Here is a 13,656-nt window from a genome sequence, read left to right on the forward strand (position 1 = left end):
TGGCGGAGGCGGACGGGAATTGAACCCGCCAACGGCAGCGTCTGCCGTTCCACGGTTTTGAAGACCGCGCCGGTCACCAGACCGGACACGCCTCCTTGAGCCATGGTGCCAATTGTCGCAGCCGCCGCGGCGCGGGCACCATGGACGCCGTGACGTACCGACTGACTCAATACGCCCACGGGGGTGGCTGCGCCTGCAAGATCCCGCCCGGCGAGCTCGAGGAGGTGGTTCGCGGGCTGGGATCGAACCCGCCGCGCGACGCGGTCGGGGAGCTGCTGGTGGGGCTGGACAACGGCGATGACGCGGCGGTGGTGCGGATTCAGGACGGCACGGCCCTGATCGCGACGACCGACTTCTTCACCCCGGTGGTGGACGACGCCTACGACTGGGGCCGGATCGCGGCGACCAACGCGTTGTCCGATGTCTACGCGATGGGCGGGCGCCCGGTGGTCGCGGTGAACCTGCTGGGATGGCCGCGCGACGTGTTGCCATTCGAGCTGGCCGCCGAGACGCTGCGCGGCGGACGCGACGTGTGCGCCCTGGCCGGCTGCCATTTGGCCGGCGGGCACAGCGTCGACGATCCCGAACCCAAGTACGGGCTGGCGGTCACCGGGATCGCCGACCCAAACCGCTTGCTACGCAATGATTCCGGTAAGCCCGGGACGCCGCTGTCGCTGACCAAGCCACTCGGTGTCGGAGTGCTGAACAACAGGCATAAGGCCACGGGGGAGCGCTTCGAAGAGGCGGTCGCGGTGATGACCACGCTCAACGCCGCCGCGGCCACGGCGGCGCTGGCGGCCGGCATCGAATGTGCCACCGACGTAACGGGTTTCGGGTTGCTCGGACATCTGCACAAGCTGGCGCGGGCCAGTGGCGTGACGGCGGTGATCGACTCGGCGGCGGTGCCCTACCTGGACGGCGCGCGTGCGGCGCTGGCCGCCGGCTACCTCAGCGGCGGCACCCGGCGGAACCTGGACTGGGTGGCGCCGCACGTCGACCTGTCCGCCGTGGGCTCCGACGATGCCCTGTTGCTCGCCGACGCGCAGACCTCCGGTGGCCTGCTGATCGCCGGCGAGATCCCGGGGGCGCCGGTCATCGGCGAGCTGGTACCGCGCGGTGAGCACACCATCGTGGTGCGCTGAACCGGCGGGGTTTCGGCCGAACGCACTAGGCTTAGGGGCATGGCCCCAAAAAACGCGATGCGCAGGCTTTTCCTGGAGTGGCCCGTCCTGCGTCAGCTGCGGTCGACGGACAAGCTCGGCCGCGGGTCGGCCGTCACCTCCGAGCACACCCGCACGCTTGCGCCGCGCACCACCACCGCCGACCGCGTCGTGCAGAGCATCTGTCCCTACTGCGCCGTCGGTTGTGGGCAGCGGGTATACGTCAAGGACGAGCGGGTCGTGCAGATCGAGGGCGACCCCGATTCGCCGATCTCGCGGGGGCGGTTGTGCCCCAAGGGCGCTGCGAGCGAACAGCTGGTCAACTCGCCGGGCCGGCAGCTGCAGGTGCTCTACCGCGCGCCGCGGGCGACCGAATGGCGGCCGCTCGAGCTGGACACCGCCATTGACATGGTGGCCGATCGCTTCGTCGAGGCCCGCCGCCACGCCTGGCAGGACATCGACAAGAAGGGCCACCCACTGCGCCGCACGATGAAGATCGCCGCGCTCGGCGGCGCCACGCTGGACAACGAAGAGAACTACATCATCAAGAAGCTCTTCACCGCCGCCGGCGCCATCCAGATCGAGAACCAAGCTCGTATTTGACACAGCTCCACGGTTCCCGGTCTGGGAACCTCCTTCGGGCGCGGTGGCGCCACCCAATCACTGCAAGACATGGCCAACGCCGACTGCATCATCATCCAGGGCTCCAACATGGCCGAGTGCCACCCGGTGGGATTCCAATGGGTCGAGGAGGCGAAAGCGCGCGGCGCCAAGGTGATTCACGTCGACCCGCGTTTCACCCGCACCTCGGCGGTGTGCGACAAGCACGTGGCGATCCGGGCAGGCTCCGACGTGGTGCTGTTGGGCGCGCTCATCAATCACGTCATCAGCAACGACCTGTGGTTCAAGGAATACGTCGTCGCGTACACCAACGCGGCCACCCTGATCAACGAAAAGTACCGTGATTCAGAGGATTTGGGCGGATTATTCTCGGGCTTCGATACCGAGACTGGACAGTATGATCTGTCCACCTGGGCGTACGCGGGCCAGGAGGAAGAACAGGCCGACATCGAGCATGGGTCCAGTGCTTCGGCCCGGGCTGCCGGCGATGTGCACGGCAGCGGTGGCCCGCCGTTACCGCATGCTCGCGTGCAGCGCGACGAGTCGTTGCAGCATCCGCGCTCGGTGTTCCAGATCGTCAAGCGCCATTACGCCCGCTATACGCCGGAGATGGTGAAGGACGTCTGCGGCATCAGCCTCGAGGATTTCAACTACCTCGCCCGCACCATCGTCGAAAACTCCGGTCGCGAGCGCACCACCTGTTTCGCCTACGCCGTCGGCTGGACGCAGCACACGTTGGGGGCCCAATTCATCCGCACCGCAACGATTTTGCAGCTGCTTTTGGGCAACGTGGGGCGCCCGGGCAGCGGCATCATGGCGCTGCGCGGACACGCCACCATCCAGGGCTCCACCGATATCCCGACGTTGTTCAACCTGCTTCCCGGCTACCTGTCGATGCCGAAGGCTGGTGTGCACGACACGTTCGGTGACTACATCGAAAGGGTCGGGCCGAAGAACCAGAAGGGTTTCTGGGCAGATGCGGACACCTACATGGTCAGCCTGCTCAAGGCATGGTGGGGAGATGCCGCCCGCGCGGACAACGACTGGGCCTACGACTACCTGCCTCGGCTGTCCGGGCCGCACGGCACGTATCAGACGGTGATGTCCATGCTCGACGACGAGGTCGACGGGTACTTCCTGCTCGGCCAGAACCCGGCCGTCGGATCGGCACACGGCCGGATGCAACGCATGGGCATGTCGCACCTGAAGTGGTTGGTGGTGCGCGACCTCAACCTCATCGAGTCGGCCACCTTCTGGAAGGACGGCCCCGAGATCGCCTCCGGCGAGCTGAAGACCGAAGAGATCGAGACCGAGGTGTTCTTCTTCCCGGCGGCGACGCACGTCGAGAAGGCCGGCTCGTTCACCCAGACCCAACGCCTGGTGCAGTGGCGGCACAAGGCCGTCGAGCCGCCCGGCGACTGCCAAAGCGAACTGCAGTTCTTCGTCGAGTTGGGCAAGCGAATCAGGCAACGGCTGGCCGGGTCGACCGATCCACGCGACCGCCCGCTCCTGGACCTGACTTGGGACTATCCCATCGACGAGCACGGCGAGCCCGATCCCACAGCGGTGCTGGCCGAGATCAGCGGCTGCTATCTGACCGGGCCCGAAGCCGGCAAACCCGTTCCCGGATACACCGAATTGGGTGCCGACGGATCGACGTCATGCGGCTGCTGGATCTACTCCGGCGTGTACGCCGACGGCGTCAACCAAGCCGCCCGCCGGGCACCGCTCGGCGGCCCGTCGCCCAGCCAGTCCGAATGGGGTTGGGCGTGGCCGGCCGACCGACGGATTCTGTACAACCGCGCCTCGGCCGACCCGGACGGCAAGCCTTGGAGCGAGCGCAAGAAGTACATCTGGTGGGACGAGCAACAGGCCCGTTGGGTCGGCGACGACGTGCCCGACTTTCCCGTCGATCGCGCCCCACACGTCCGACCGGACCCGGACGTCGGCGGCCCGGATGCGCTGGCGGGTGACGACCCGTTCATCATGCAGGCCGACGGCAAGGCTTGGCTGTTTGCGCCCAGGGGCATGGTGGACGGTCCGCTGCCCACGCACTACGAGCCGCAGGAGTCACCGGTCGCCAACGCGCTGTATCCTCAGCAGCAGAATCCGTCACGAATCATGTTTCCGCGCAAGGACAATCTCTGGGCGCCGAGCGCGGGTGATCCCGGCGTGGACGTCTACCCGTATGTGTTCACCACCTACCGGCTCACCGAGCACCACACTGCCGGCGGGATGAGCCGATGGCTGCCCTACCTGTCCGAACTGCAGCCCGAGATGTTTTGCGAGGTGTCCCCGGAGCTGGCCGCCGAACGCGGGCTCGAGCCCTACGGGTGGGCCACGATCATCTCGCCGCGGGCCGCGATCGAGGCGCGGGTGCTGGTCACCGAACGGATGACCCCGCTGGTGGTCGGCGGCCACACGGTGCACCAGATCGGGTTGCCCTACCACTGGGGCGTCGGCAGCGATGCGTTGGTGAGCGGCGATGCGGCCAACGATCTGCTCGGTGTGACCCTGGACCCGAACGTGCAGATCCAGGAGTCCAAGGCCGGGTCGTGCGACATCCGTCCGGGCCGCCGCCCGCAGGGCGAGGCGCTGCTGCGGCTGATCGACGAGTACCAGTCCCGCGCGGGGATAACCGTGGAGACGGGCAATAACCGGATCACCGAGCCTCGCGAGGAGAGCTGATGGGACAGCTGACCGGTCCGACCGACCCGGCCATGGCCGCCGGCTGGGCAGATGCCAAGCCACGCAAGGGTTTTTTCACCGATACCTCGATCTGCATCGGTTGCAAGGCTTGTGAAGTCGCCTGCAAGGAGTGGAACCGCAATCCGCGCGACGGCGACCTCGAGCTGCTGGGCTCGTCGTACGACAACACCGGGTCGCTGGGCGCCAGCACCTGGCGGCACGTGGCCTTCATCGAGCAGGGCCGCGACCGCATCGAAGAGGCCCGTGAATCCGGGCGTGCGCTGATCGATCTCGGCATGCCCGCCCTGCCCGGGGCCGCGAAACATGCTGATCCGGAACCGGTTTCGCAACCGCTGCACACCCCGGAGTTCCGCTGGCTGATGTCGTCGGACGTGTGCAAGCACTGCACGCACGCCGGCTGCCTGGACGTCTGCCCGACGGGCGCGCTGTTCCGCACCGAGTTCGGCACCGTGGTCGTCCAGCACGACGTCTGCAACGGCTGCGGAACGTGTGTGGCGGGTTGCCCGTTCGGCGTCGTCGAACGCCGCAGCGACGGCACGTATGCGACGCCGGTGGAACGCCCGGGCCGGCCGAAGGAGGAATTCGTCACCGGCGTCGCCCAGAAGTGCACGCTCTGCTACGACCGCCTGGTCGAGGATCAGGTACCGGCGTGCGCCCAGACCTGCCCGACCACGTCGATCAAGTTCGGCAATCACGACGAGCTGGTGGACCAGGCGCGCGAGCGAGTCGCGCAGCTGCACGCCGAGGGGCGCACCGAGGCAAGGCTTTACGGCGCCAACGAGCACGACGGTGTCGGCGGCACGGGTTCGGTGTTCCTGCTGCTCGACGAGCCGGAGGTCTATGGCCTGCCGCCCGATCCGCGGGTGTGCACGGCCGACCTGAAGACCATGTTCAAGCGGGCGAGCATGGCCGCGGCGGGCATGGTCGGTGCCGCCGCGTGGGCTTTCTGGAGCAGCCGATGAGCACGTCGGAATTCGACAGCTTCCGTCCGCCCGAGCCCACGGGCGGCCGGCGCCGCAAAGGCAAGCGCGCGGGCCGCCGGGGCGGCGGCGACGGCTCACGCGAGATGCCGATGGTCCCCGAAGCCGAGTTCACGTCCTATTACGGACGTCCGGTGGTCAAGCCCGCGCCGTGGGGACACGAGGTCGCGGCATACCTGTTCCTGGGCGGCGTCGCCGGTGGGTCGGGTCTGCTAGCCGCCGGGGCCCAGCTCACCGGGCGAAACACGTTGCGCCGCAACGCCAGACTGTCCGCCCTGATCGCGGTGGCCCTCGGCGCGGTCGCGCTGGTGAAGGACCTGGGCCGGCCCGAGCGGTTCGTGAACATGCTTAGGACGGTCAAGCCGACCTCGCCGATGAGCATCGGCTCGTGGATCCTCAGCTTCTTTTCCGCCGGCATCGGGGTTGCCGCGGCGTCCGAGGTCGACCGGATGACCGGCGAGCGAATTCCGTTGGGCCCGTTGCGCCCCGTGCTGCGAGCCGTGGAGGGACCGGCCGGATTGGAAGCCGCTGTCTTCGCGGCGCCGCTGGCCGTCTACACGGCGGTGCTGCTCACCGACACCGCGACGCCGACGTGGAACGCCGCGTATCGAGATCTCCCGTTCGTGTTCGTCAGCTCGGCGAGCCTGGCCGGCTCGGGCTTGGCGCTGATCACCACCCCGGTCGCCGAGGCCGGGCCCGCCCGCAAGCTGGCCGTCATCGGCGCGATCGGCGACCTGATCTCCGCCAGGTTCACCGAGTACCGGATGGACCCGGTGACCAGGGAACCGCTGCACCACGGCACGCCCGGTCGGCTCCTGGCCGCCAGTGAATGGCTCGCCGCCGCAGGCGGTTTGGGCGCGCTGCTGGGCGGGCGTCACCGCGGCGTCGCCGCGTTGTCCGGCCTGACGTTGCTGACGGCCTCGGCGATGCTGAGGTTCGGATTCTTCGAGGCGGGCAAGGAATCGGCCGGCGATCCCCGCTACACGATCGAGCCGCAGAAGCGCAGGCTGGCCGCCCGCCGGGCGGCAGGCGTCACCGGGGACTCTATCACCACCGCGGAGTAGTAAGCGCTGCTCGTTTGCGCTCGGTGCAGCCGGGTACTCCGTCACGCATGACGAATTTTGGCTACACTTTGATGACCGAGCAGAGTGGACCCAAAGACCTTGTCCGGTACGCGGTTTCGGCTGAAGAGCGCGGCTTCGACTTTCACGTGTGCAGTGACCACTTCTCGCCGTGGCTCACCTCACAAGGGCACGCGCCCAACGCCTGGGCGGTGCTGGGTGCGGTCGCGCAGGCCACCGAACGGGTCGACCTCTACACCTATGTGACGTGCCCGACGATGCGGTATCACCCCGCCATCGTGGCCCAGCAGGCGGCCACCGTGCAGATCCTGTCCGACGGCAGGTTCACCCTGGGGCTGGGCAGCGGTGAAAACCTGAACGAACACGTCGTCGGCAAGGGCTGGCCGGCCGTCGGGCGGCGGCAGGACATGCTGCGCGAGGCCATCAAAATCATCCGGGAGTTGTTCGGCGGGCAATTGGTGGACTTCACCGGCGATTACTTTCAGGTCGATTCGGCGCGGCTGTGGGACGTCCCCGACGTTCCGGTCGGCATCGGGGTGGCGGTCGGGGGCACCAGAGCGGTCGACAAATTCGCCAAGCTGGCCGACCACCTGATCGCGACGGAACCCAAGAAGGAACTGGTCGACGCCTGGCACGGCGCCCGGCAAGCCGCCAATCTCGCCGGCGGCGGACGGGTGGTCGGCCAGATACCGGTGTCCTGGGATCCCGATCGGGACACCGCCGTCAAGCGTGCGCACGACCAGTTCCGGTGGTTTGCCGGCGGCTGGAAGGTCAATGCCGACCTGCCGACGCCGGCCGGCTTCGCCGGCGCGACCCAGTTCGTGCGGCCCGAAGACGTCGCCGAGACGATTCCGTGCGGTCCTGACCTCGACGCGATCGTCGAGAGCGTGCGGCCCTACTGGGAAGCCGGGTTCACCGATATCGCGCTCGTGCAGATCGGCGGAGAAACCCAGGAAAGGTTTCTCTCCGACGCCGCGGAGCCTTTGCTGGCTGCCCTGCGCGACGCAGCAAACTGATCGCGGGTTTGACCGCAACTCGCCCGGGTATCCGGGTCGCAGTCGGGCGCGGCCAGCCAGATGTCGGGACGTCGATAGTGCTGGGACCGTGAACGGGCGTGCCGGCGGGCGTTGGCCCCGCGCTGCTGCCGCACAGCCGGGCCCGCAGGTATCCGCAATCCGGCAAAGCAGGGGGAGTCAATGATGACCGATCGAACCGGTGACACAACAGGAACACTCGTAAAGGCCCTCAGCGGCGCCAGCTTCGGCCTGGGGGTGAGCGAGCTGGTGGCCCCGGGGAAGGTCGCCGCCATCGCCGGTGTGGACGACACCAGCCGCTCGCGGCGGGTGATCCGCGCGCTCGGGGTGCGTGAATGCGGTCATGGCGCGGCACTGCTGGGCGGGCCCGCCAAGTTGGTGTGGACCCGGGTGGCCGGCGACGTGCTGGACATGGCGCTGTTGATCGCCGGTGTGGCCGCCCGCGGCCCCGGGCGACGGCGCCAGGGCGTGATCTCGGCCACCCTCCTCTCCGGTATCGCCGGGCTCGACCTCTACACGGCGCTGCGAACCACCGGCAACGGGGCTGGGCGGGGCGCTCCGTAGCTACGCGCTCTTGATCCGAGGGGAAATCGGCGATCGCGGAAGGGAAGCGACGATGTCAAACGAATTGCAGGGCAAGAAAATAGCGATCCTCGCCGCTGACGGCGTGGAAAAGGTGGAGCTCGAACAGCCGCGTGCGGCGCTGCAGGAGGCCGGCGCACAGGTGCAGCTGCTGTCTTTGAAGGACGGCGAAATTCAGGCGCGTAACCACGATCTCGAACCGGCCGGAGCGTTCCCTGTGGACCGGAAGGTATCCGAGGCCTCGGTGGATGAATTCGACGGTCTGCTGCTGCCGGGCGGCACCGTGAACCCGGACAAGCTGCGCATGGACGACTCCGCCGTGTCCTTCGTCCGCGATTTCGTCGGGTCGGGAAAGCCGGTGGCGGCCATCTGTCATGGTCCCTGGACGCTGGTGGAAGCCGGCGTGGCGGTGGGCCGGACGTTGACGTCGTATCCCAGTATCCGCACCGATCTGCGCAACGCGGGCGCCCACGTCGTCGACGAGGAAGTCGTCGTCGACGGCAATCTGATCACCAGCCGCTCGCCGTCGGACCTCCCGGCGTTCTGCGCGACCATCCTCAAGCAGTTCGCCCATGGGACAGCGGGTTAGCCGCAATGACTTTTCGGCTGCTCCGTTTGAATCCACCGGTTTGCGGGCATTATCCCGCCAAGCCGTGTTCAGCGGCAATTTCCGTAGGGTTCTCGAAAGGCCAACAGTGACGACCACGTATCTCGAGCCCGCTGTCTCGCCCGCTCCCAACGTGTATCAGCCGCAACAAGACTCTCGTTTGCTGGTGGACGTGATGCACGACACCGGCCTCATCCCGGGGCGCAGGGTTCTCGATCTGTGCACCGGTAGCGGGTTCGTCGCTATCGCGGCCGCGGCGATGGGTTGCGCCGGTGCGACGGCCTTCGACATCTGCCCGCACGCGGTGCGTTGTGCTCGGGAGAACGCTGCGGTTGCCGGGGTGGAGGTCGACGTCCGCGAAGGATCGTGGATCGCCGCGGTGGATTGCGCGCCGTTCGATGTGGTGGTGTCCAACCCGCCTTATGTGCCCACACCGCCCGGTGCCGAGCTGCAGGAGATCTGCCCGACGGCCGGACCGTCATGGGCGTGGAACGCCGGCGTCGATGGCCGGATGGTCCTCGACCCGCTGTGCGAGTCGGCGCCAAAGCTGTTGCGCGACGGCGGATCCCTGCTACTGGTGCATTCGGCGCTCGCCGGTGTCCAACAGTCGCTGGATTCCCTGAAGTGGGCCGGCATGGACGCGAAAGTGATTGCCTCCAAATGGATCCCGTTCGGCCCGGTGCTGTCGTCCCGGGCGAAGTGGCTGGAAGAGGTCGGCCTGATACCGCGCGGGCGGCGCGAAGAGGAGCTGATCGTGATCCGGGCGGAGAAACGGTGACCGCCACCCGGGTGCAGGTGGTGCCCAACGGGCCCGTGCTGGTCTCGGGTCCGGTGCGAATCGAGATGCCCGGCGGCGAGGTCGTCGAGTCCGACCGGTTCATGGTGGCGATCTGTACCTGCCGCCGCAGCGGCCGCTACCCGTTGTGCGACACCAGCCATCGCCGGTGCCGGCGCCTCAAAACGTCGGATGCTCCAGCGGGCTCCGCAACGACGTCCGATTCTGCTGCCACGACGTCATAATCCGTTCCGCCAAGCGGTTTTCGACCGCGGCATGGGCACGGATTCCGAAGATCACATCGTGCTCGAGCTTCGGCTCCTGCGCGACGAGATCGCCCACCACGTCGATACGCACCACGTGTTCGTGTACCGCGTCGGCCTCGACGTGCTCGCTGTAGAACTCGACGCACGCCTCCGGGGCCTGCAGGCGCCGCAGGGCTTTGACCATGCGCTGCGACCCCGGCGGTGAGGTGATCTCCGTCGAGGCGAAGTGCCCGATCGCCGCGCCGCGCAACGAGCGGTGCAGTCCGAACAGCGACATCAGGTTGACCACCGCCAGGGATTCGGCGGGCACCGCGTCGACGTAACCCCAGTAGGTCGCGTCCAGACCGGCCGCCGCCAGCAGGTCGGCGAACAGCTGCTGGTGCAGCCGCGAGCCCCGTCCGGCGCCGTACTCGTCGAATTCGACTGCCACGAATGCCGCCTTGGCCATTCCCGTCAGACGCGGGATGGCCCACGCGTGCGGATCACCCTCTTTGAGGTGATACAGCGAGCGGTGCACGAAGTATTCGCACATCTGCTGCCAGGTTCCGGTATCGCGCAAAAAGTACGACGGACCGGTGCCGTCGACGGGTTCGACCGTGATCGCTTCCATCTCGGCGGCCGCGGTCTGGTCGGGATCGATGTGCCCGACGTCGCGGTGCACGCCGGCCAGAAATACCCGCTCTAGTTCGGCGCGCAGGCCCAGCAGCGCGGGATTCCACTCCCATGCGGGATCGACGCCGGCCAGACCGCGGTAGTGCAGTTCGTAACACATGGACAGCGCCAGTTGCAGATCCAGACCGTAAGGATCGGAATCACGCACGGATGCGCCGATGCGGGCCAGGTGGTCGACGGAAGGTGGACCTGCCAGCGCGCAGCGCACGGCCGTCGACAGCGGCCCGTGTGCCGCGGGCAGGACGGGTTCGGTCATGGTCGATGTGCGGGTCACGCCGATGTCTACCCGCTGCGCGGGGCGGGCAAACGGCACGCGGTTGCGTACCGCCCTCAAATCCGGCTCAGCCGGCCGGCAGCCGGAAGGTGAAGTCGGCGGTGGTGCCGGTGGCGGTGGTGTCGAGGTTCATCGAGTCGCTGAGCACCCCCATCAGCGGCAGGCCCCGCCCGCCGTTGCCCGGTGGGGTGGCCGGCGCCTTCCACGAGCCGTAATCGGTGATCCGGGTGCGTACTTGCCCGTCAACAAGACTGACGTCGACCAGCATGGTGCCGGCGGCGAATCCGCGGTATGCGTGCTCGACGCAGTTGGTGCACGCTTCGCTGACGACCAGCACGATGTCGGCGGCCAGCTCGTCCGTTACGCCACCGGCGCGCAGCCAATTCGCCAGTCGATGCCGGATGAGGACCAATTGGTCTGCGGTGGCGCCGGTTTCGATCCGCAAGGGTGACTGTTGGTGCCGGTAGATCACCATCGCGACGTCGTCGTCGTACCCCGCTGCCGGGGCCAGTTCACGGAGCACCACATCGGCGACGGTGTCCAACGGTGATGTCATGGTCTGCGCCAGAACGCCTGCGGCACGCTCGATCCCGTCGTCAATCGACTCGTGTTTGCGTTCGACGAGCCCATCGGTGAACAGCATTAGCGTCGATCCGGGTGGCAGCACCTGGGTGGTTTGCGGGCGCGGTTCATGCCGCCGGACCGCGAGTGGCACCGATGCGGCGTCGGTCAACAGCGTCGTGGCGCGGGGCTCCGGGCCAACCAGGACGGCCGGCATGTGCCCGGCATTGCTGTACTGCAGCACCCCGGTCTCGGTGTCGAGAATCGCCAGAAACACCGTCGTGCAGTACGCATTCGGAATCAGCGATGCCGCCGAGTCGAGTTGATCGAGCAGCACGGCCGGCTCGGCACCGTTGATCAGCAGCGCCCGCGCGGAACTCCGCAGCTGCCCCATGATCGCTGCCGCCGGCAGGCCGCGACCCACGCAGTCTCCGACGACGATGCCGATGTGGTGCTCACCGATCGGCAACACGTCATACCAGTCACCGCCGATCTCCAACGGTGGCACCGCGGGCTCGTAGCGGACCGCGAAGCCCGGCGGCGGCTGAACCGGTGGCAGCATGGCACGCTGCAACGTCAGCGACGTCTCTCGCGCGCTCTCGAACTGACGCACGTGCTGCATGGCCAGGCTCAGGTGGCCGATCAGCACGGTGACCAGCAGCCGATCCTCCCCGCTGACCCAGCGTGGCGTGTGCAGCTCCAGCCACAACGCCAGGTCGCCGGTACCGGAGAGCACCGCGACCAGGCCCTGCACCTTGCCGGGATTGTCCGGCGCCTCAATCGTTTTCGCTGTCAGCGGCAGTTGGTGACGCGCGTCCTGGAAGGTATTACGCAACCACGGATCCAGCTGCCGCCACGACGAGGCCGACGGCTCGCCCGCCACCTGCACCGTCGGGTCGCTGTCGCCGTTGGGCCACGAGACCGCGATCACCCGTTGCACATCGATCGCCGCGCTGCACTCGTCGAGTGTGATCGACAGCAGCTCGTCGACGCTCTTGGCCACCGCCACGGCAGTGGCAAGCCGCAGCACCGCACTTTCCCGGGCCGCGAAGGCACGCTCGGCGGTGATGTCGCGGATCGTTCCGACGTAGGCGTCTCGATCGCTGCCGGTTTCCTTGACCGCGTTGATGCTCACCTTCACCCACGCCAGGTGGCCGTCGGCATGGCGGATCGGTGTTTCGTAGTCGGCCCGGCCGTGGGTCAGCACCAGCGATATCTGTTCGGCCGCCGTCTTCGTGTCGACCAGCCAGGGGTGCGGCCACTTGTACGGCAGGCCCTCGTTGGGAAATCCGAGGATATCGATGAAGGCACTGTTCATCTCGACCACGGAGCCGTCGTGATCGGCGACGAAGAAGCCTTCCTGCAGCGAATTCACCAGTGCGGTGCGGAACTTGTCGCGGTCTTCCAGCCCCTCGGCGCGGGCCCGCTGTTCGGCGTAGCGCCTGTTGCCGTCGATGAAGCCGCGTGTTGCGACATCAAGCGGAACCAGCAGCTGCAGGAGGAATTCCAGCGCGATCGGCGCATCGATGCGCACGTCTTGCGAGATTTCGAAGACCAGGCGGACGTGCTGCTCGATGATTTCGAGCAGGCTGACTTGTTCCTGCAGGGCCCTGCGTCCGAGCTCATTGCCGATCGACAGGCTGGCCTCGTCGTGCGAGTCCAGATAGGCGCGGAGCGCGGCCTCGTACTGCTCGTGAAAGTCGTTGTCAGCGCTCAAGTTCTTTTTACTCCCCTGTGACGCGCCGCCAGCACCATCGCATCGTCGGTCTCTTTTGCATCCTTGCCGAGGAGTCCCTCGGCGATAGCGACAGCGGTGGCCGAGAAGTCGATGTGGTCCAGGTAGTCTTCGGCGATTCCGTCGGTGCTCATCACAAGCAGATCGCCGGGGCGGATCGAAACCACTTGTGCTGGAATGATTTCCGGTATTCGGTAGCCGACGATGCCTCCGATAAGCCTTGCGCTGGACCGAATCTGGATACCGGTTGGCGCCTTGGCCACCAGCTCGGCGGTGACATTGCCGACGCCGGCCCAGGTGAGCGTGTTGGCGGCGAAATCCATCCGCGCCAACGTCATTGCGACTCCGCGGGTGCCGACCAACACGCGGTGGCAGAGCTGGATCAGCACCTCGACACGCTCTGTGCTGGCGCGCGTGACCACGTCGACGGCGCGCAGCGCGGCCTCCGCGGCGGCGGGCCCATGGCCGAGGCCGTCGACCATCCCGAACAGCGCGGCCTCACCGCCGACATCGACGGCGATCCCCCGGTCACCGGAGGTGTGTTCGCTGGGCAAAGGCCGACCCGCCCTTGCCCATTCGATAGGTCCGAAGCGACCGC

General features: G+C 67.5%; 12 protein-coding genes and 1 tRNA gene. 9 read left to right on the plus strand and 4 right to left on the minus strand.

Going from position 1 to position 13,656, the window contains the following annotated elements:
• Positions 1-95 (minus strand) — tRNA-Sec (locus G6N50_RS22900).
• A 45-nt stretch (positions 96-140) separates the two neighbouring features.
• Here G6N50_RS22900 and selD point away from each other — a divergent pair.
• The 9 genes from selD (at position 141) to G6N50_RS22950 (ending at position 9,795) form a co-directional block, all read left to right on the plus strand.
• Positions 141-1,142: a selenide, water dikinase SelD gene (gene selD / locus G6N50_RS22905; RefSeq protein ID WP_163650882.1), complete on the plus strand. Its 1,002-nt coding sequence runs from the start codon at positions 141-143 to the stop codon at positions 1,140-1,142.
• Between the two features lie 57 nt (positions 1,143-1,199).
• On the plus strand, positions 1,200-4,469 hold the full coding sequence (gene fdh, locus G6N50_RS22915) for a formate dehydrogenase (RefSeq protein WP_142275588.1): 3,270 nt from the start codon (positions 1,200-1,202) through the stop codon (positions 4,467-4,469).
• A complete protein-coding gene (locus G6N50_RS22920) occupies positions 4,469-5,452 on the plus strand; it encodes a 4Fe-4S dicluster domain-containing protein (protein ID WP_083095533.1) in 984 nt (327 codons plus the stop codon). Before fdh ends, G6N50_RS22920 begins: the two co-directional genes overlap by 1 nt.
• Positions 5,449-6,534, plus strand: coding sequence for an NrfD/PsrC family molybdoenzyme membrane anchor subunit (gene nrfD, locus G6N50_RS22925; RefSeq protein WP_083095532.1), 1,086 nt, complete (start codon positions 5,449-5,451; stop codon positions 6,532-6,534). The genes G6N50_RS22920 and nrfD overlap by 4 nt, the downstream gene beginning before the upstream one ends.
• Before the next feature lie 47 nt (positions 6,535-6,581).
• Entirely contained in the window at positions 6,582-7,568 is a 987-nt protein-coding gene (locus G6N50_RS22930; protein WP_083095531.1) for an LLM class F420-dependent oxidoreductase, read from the plus strand.
• 183 nt (positions 7,569-7,751) lie between these two features.
• Positions 7,752-8,150, plus strand: coding sequence for a malate dehydrogenase (locus G6N50_RS22935; protein WP_372509952.1), 399 nt, complete (start codon positions 7,752-7,754; stop codon positions 8,148-8,150).
• Between the two features lie 52 nt (positions 8,151-8,202).
• On the plus strand, positions 8,203-8,757 hold the full coding sequence (locus G6N50_RS22940; protein WP_083095529.1) for a type 1 glutamine amidotransferase domain-containing protein: 555 nt from the start codon (positions 8,203-8,205) through the stop codon (positions 8,755-8,757).
• A gap of 106 nt (positions 8,758-8,863) precedes the next feature.
• Complete coding sequence (locus tag G6N50_RS22945) at positions 8,864-9,553, plus strand: HemK2/MTQ2 family protein methyltransferase (protein WP_083095528.1); 690 nt, start codon at positions 8,864-8,866, stop codon at positions 9,551-9,553.
• Positions 9,550-9,795: a CDGSH iron-sulfur domain-containing protein gene (locus G6N50_RS22950; protein WP_169926964.1), complete on the plus strand. Its 246-nt coding sequence runs from the start codon at positions 9,550-9,552 to the stop codon at positions 9,793-9,795. Before G6N50_RS22945 ends, G6N50_RS22950 begins: the two co-directional genes overlap by 4 nt.
• On the opposite strand, the gene G6N50_RS22955 is transcribed toward G6N50_RS22950, so the two are convergent.
• The 3 genes from G6N50_RS22955 to G6N50_RS22965 all read right to left on the minus strand — a co-directional run bounded on the left by G6N50_RS22955 (position 9,731) and on the right by G6N50_RS22965 (position 13,612).
• A complete protein-coding gene (locus tag G6N50_RS22955) occupies positions 9,731-10,744 on the minus strand; it encodes an iron-containing redox enzyme family protein (RefSeq protein ID WP_083095624.1) in 1,014 nt (337 codons plus the stop codon). The two genes, G6N50_RS22950 and G6N50_RS22955, sit on opposite strands and share 65 nt — an antisense overlap.
• An 85-nt stretch (positions 10,745-10,829) precedes the next feature.
• The gene (locus G6N50_RS22960) at positions 10,830-13,040 is read right to left on the minus strand and encodes a SpoIIE family protein phosphatase (RefSeq protein ID WP_083095527.1); all 2,211 of its coding nucleotides are present in this window, start codon (positions 13,038-13,040) and stop codon (positions 10,830-10,832) included.
• Complete coding sequence (locus G6N50_RS22965; protein WP_179970054.1) at positions 13,037-13,612, minus strand: SpoIIE family protein phosphatase; 576 nt, start codon at positions 13,610-13,612, stop codon at positions 13,037-13,039. The genes G6N50_RS22960 and G6N50_RS22965 overlap by 4 nt, the downstream gene beginning before the upstream one ends.
• Positions 13,613-13,656: the final 44 nt, after the last annotated feature.

The sequence above is a fragment of the Mycobacterium mantenii genome, assembly GCF_010731775.1.
Lineage (GTDB): Bacteria > Actinomycetota > Actinomycetes > Mycobacteriales > Mycobacteriaceae > Mycobacterium > Mycobacterium mantenii.

What these genes read in the sequence shown, in the direction of transcription:
- selD (WP_163650882.1), top strand. Translation starts at nt 141, where the DNA reads ATGGACGCCGTGACGTACCGACTGACTCAATACGCCCACGGGGGTGGC.
- G6N50_RS22920 (WP_083095533.1), top strand. Translation starts at nt 4,469, where the DNA reads ATGGGACAGCTGACCGGTCCGACCGACCCGGCCATGGCCGCCGGCTGG.
- nrfD (WP_083095532.1), top strand. Translation starts at nt 5,449, where the DNA reads ATGAGCACGTCGGAATTCGACAGCTTCCGTCCGCCCGAGCCCACGGGC.
- G6N50_RS22930 (WP_083095531.1), top strand. Translation starts at nt 6,582, where the DNA reads ATGACGAATTTTGGCTACACTTTGATGACCGAGCAGAGTGGACCCAAA.
- G6N50_RS22935 (WP_372509952.1), top strand. Translation starts at nt 7,752, where the DNA reads ATGACCGATCGAACCGGTGACACAACAGGAACACTCGTAAAGGCCCTC.
- G6N50_RS22940 (WP_083095529.1), top strand. Translation starts at nt 8,203, where the DNA reads ATGTCAAACGAATTGCAGGGCAAGAAAATAGCGATCCTCGCCGCTGAC.
- G6N50_RS22955 (WP_083095624.1), bottom strand. Translation starts at nt 10,744, where the DNA reads ATGACCGAACCCGTCCTGCCCGCGGCACACGGGCCGCTGTCGACGGCC.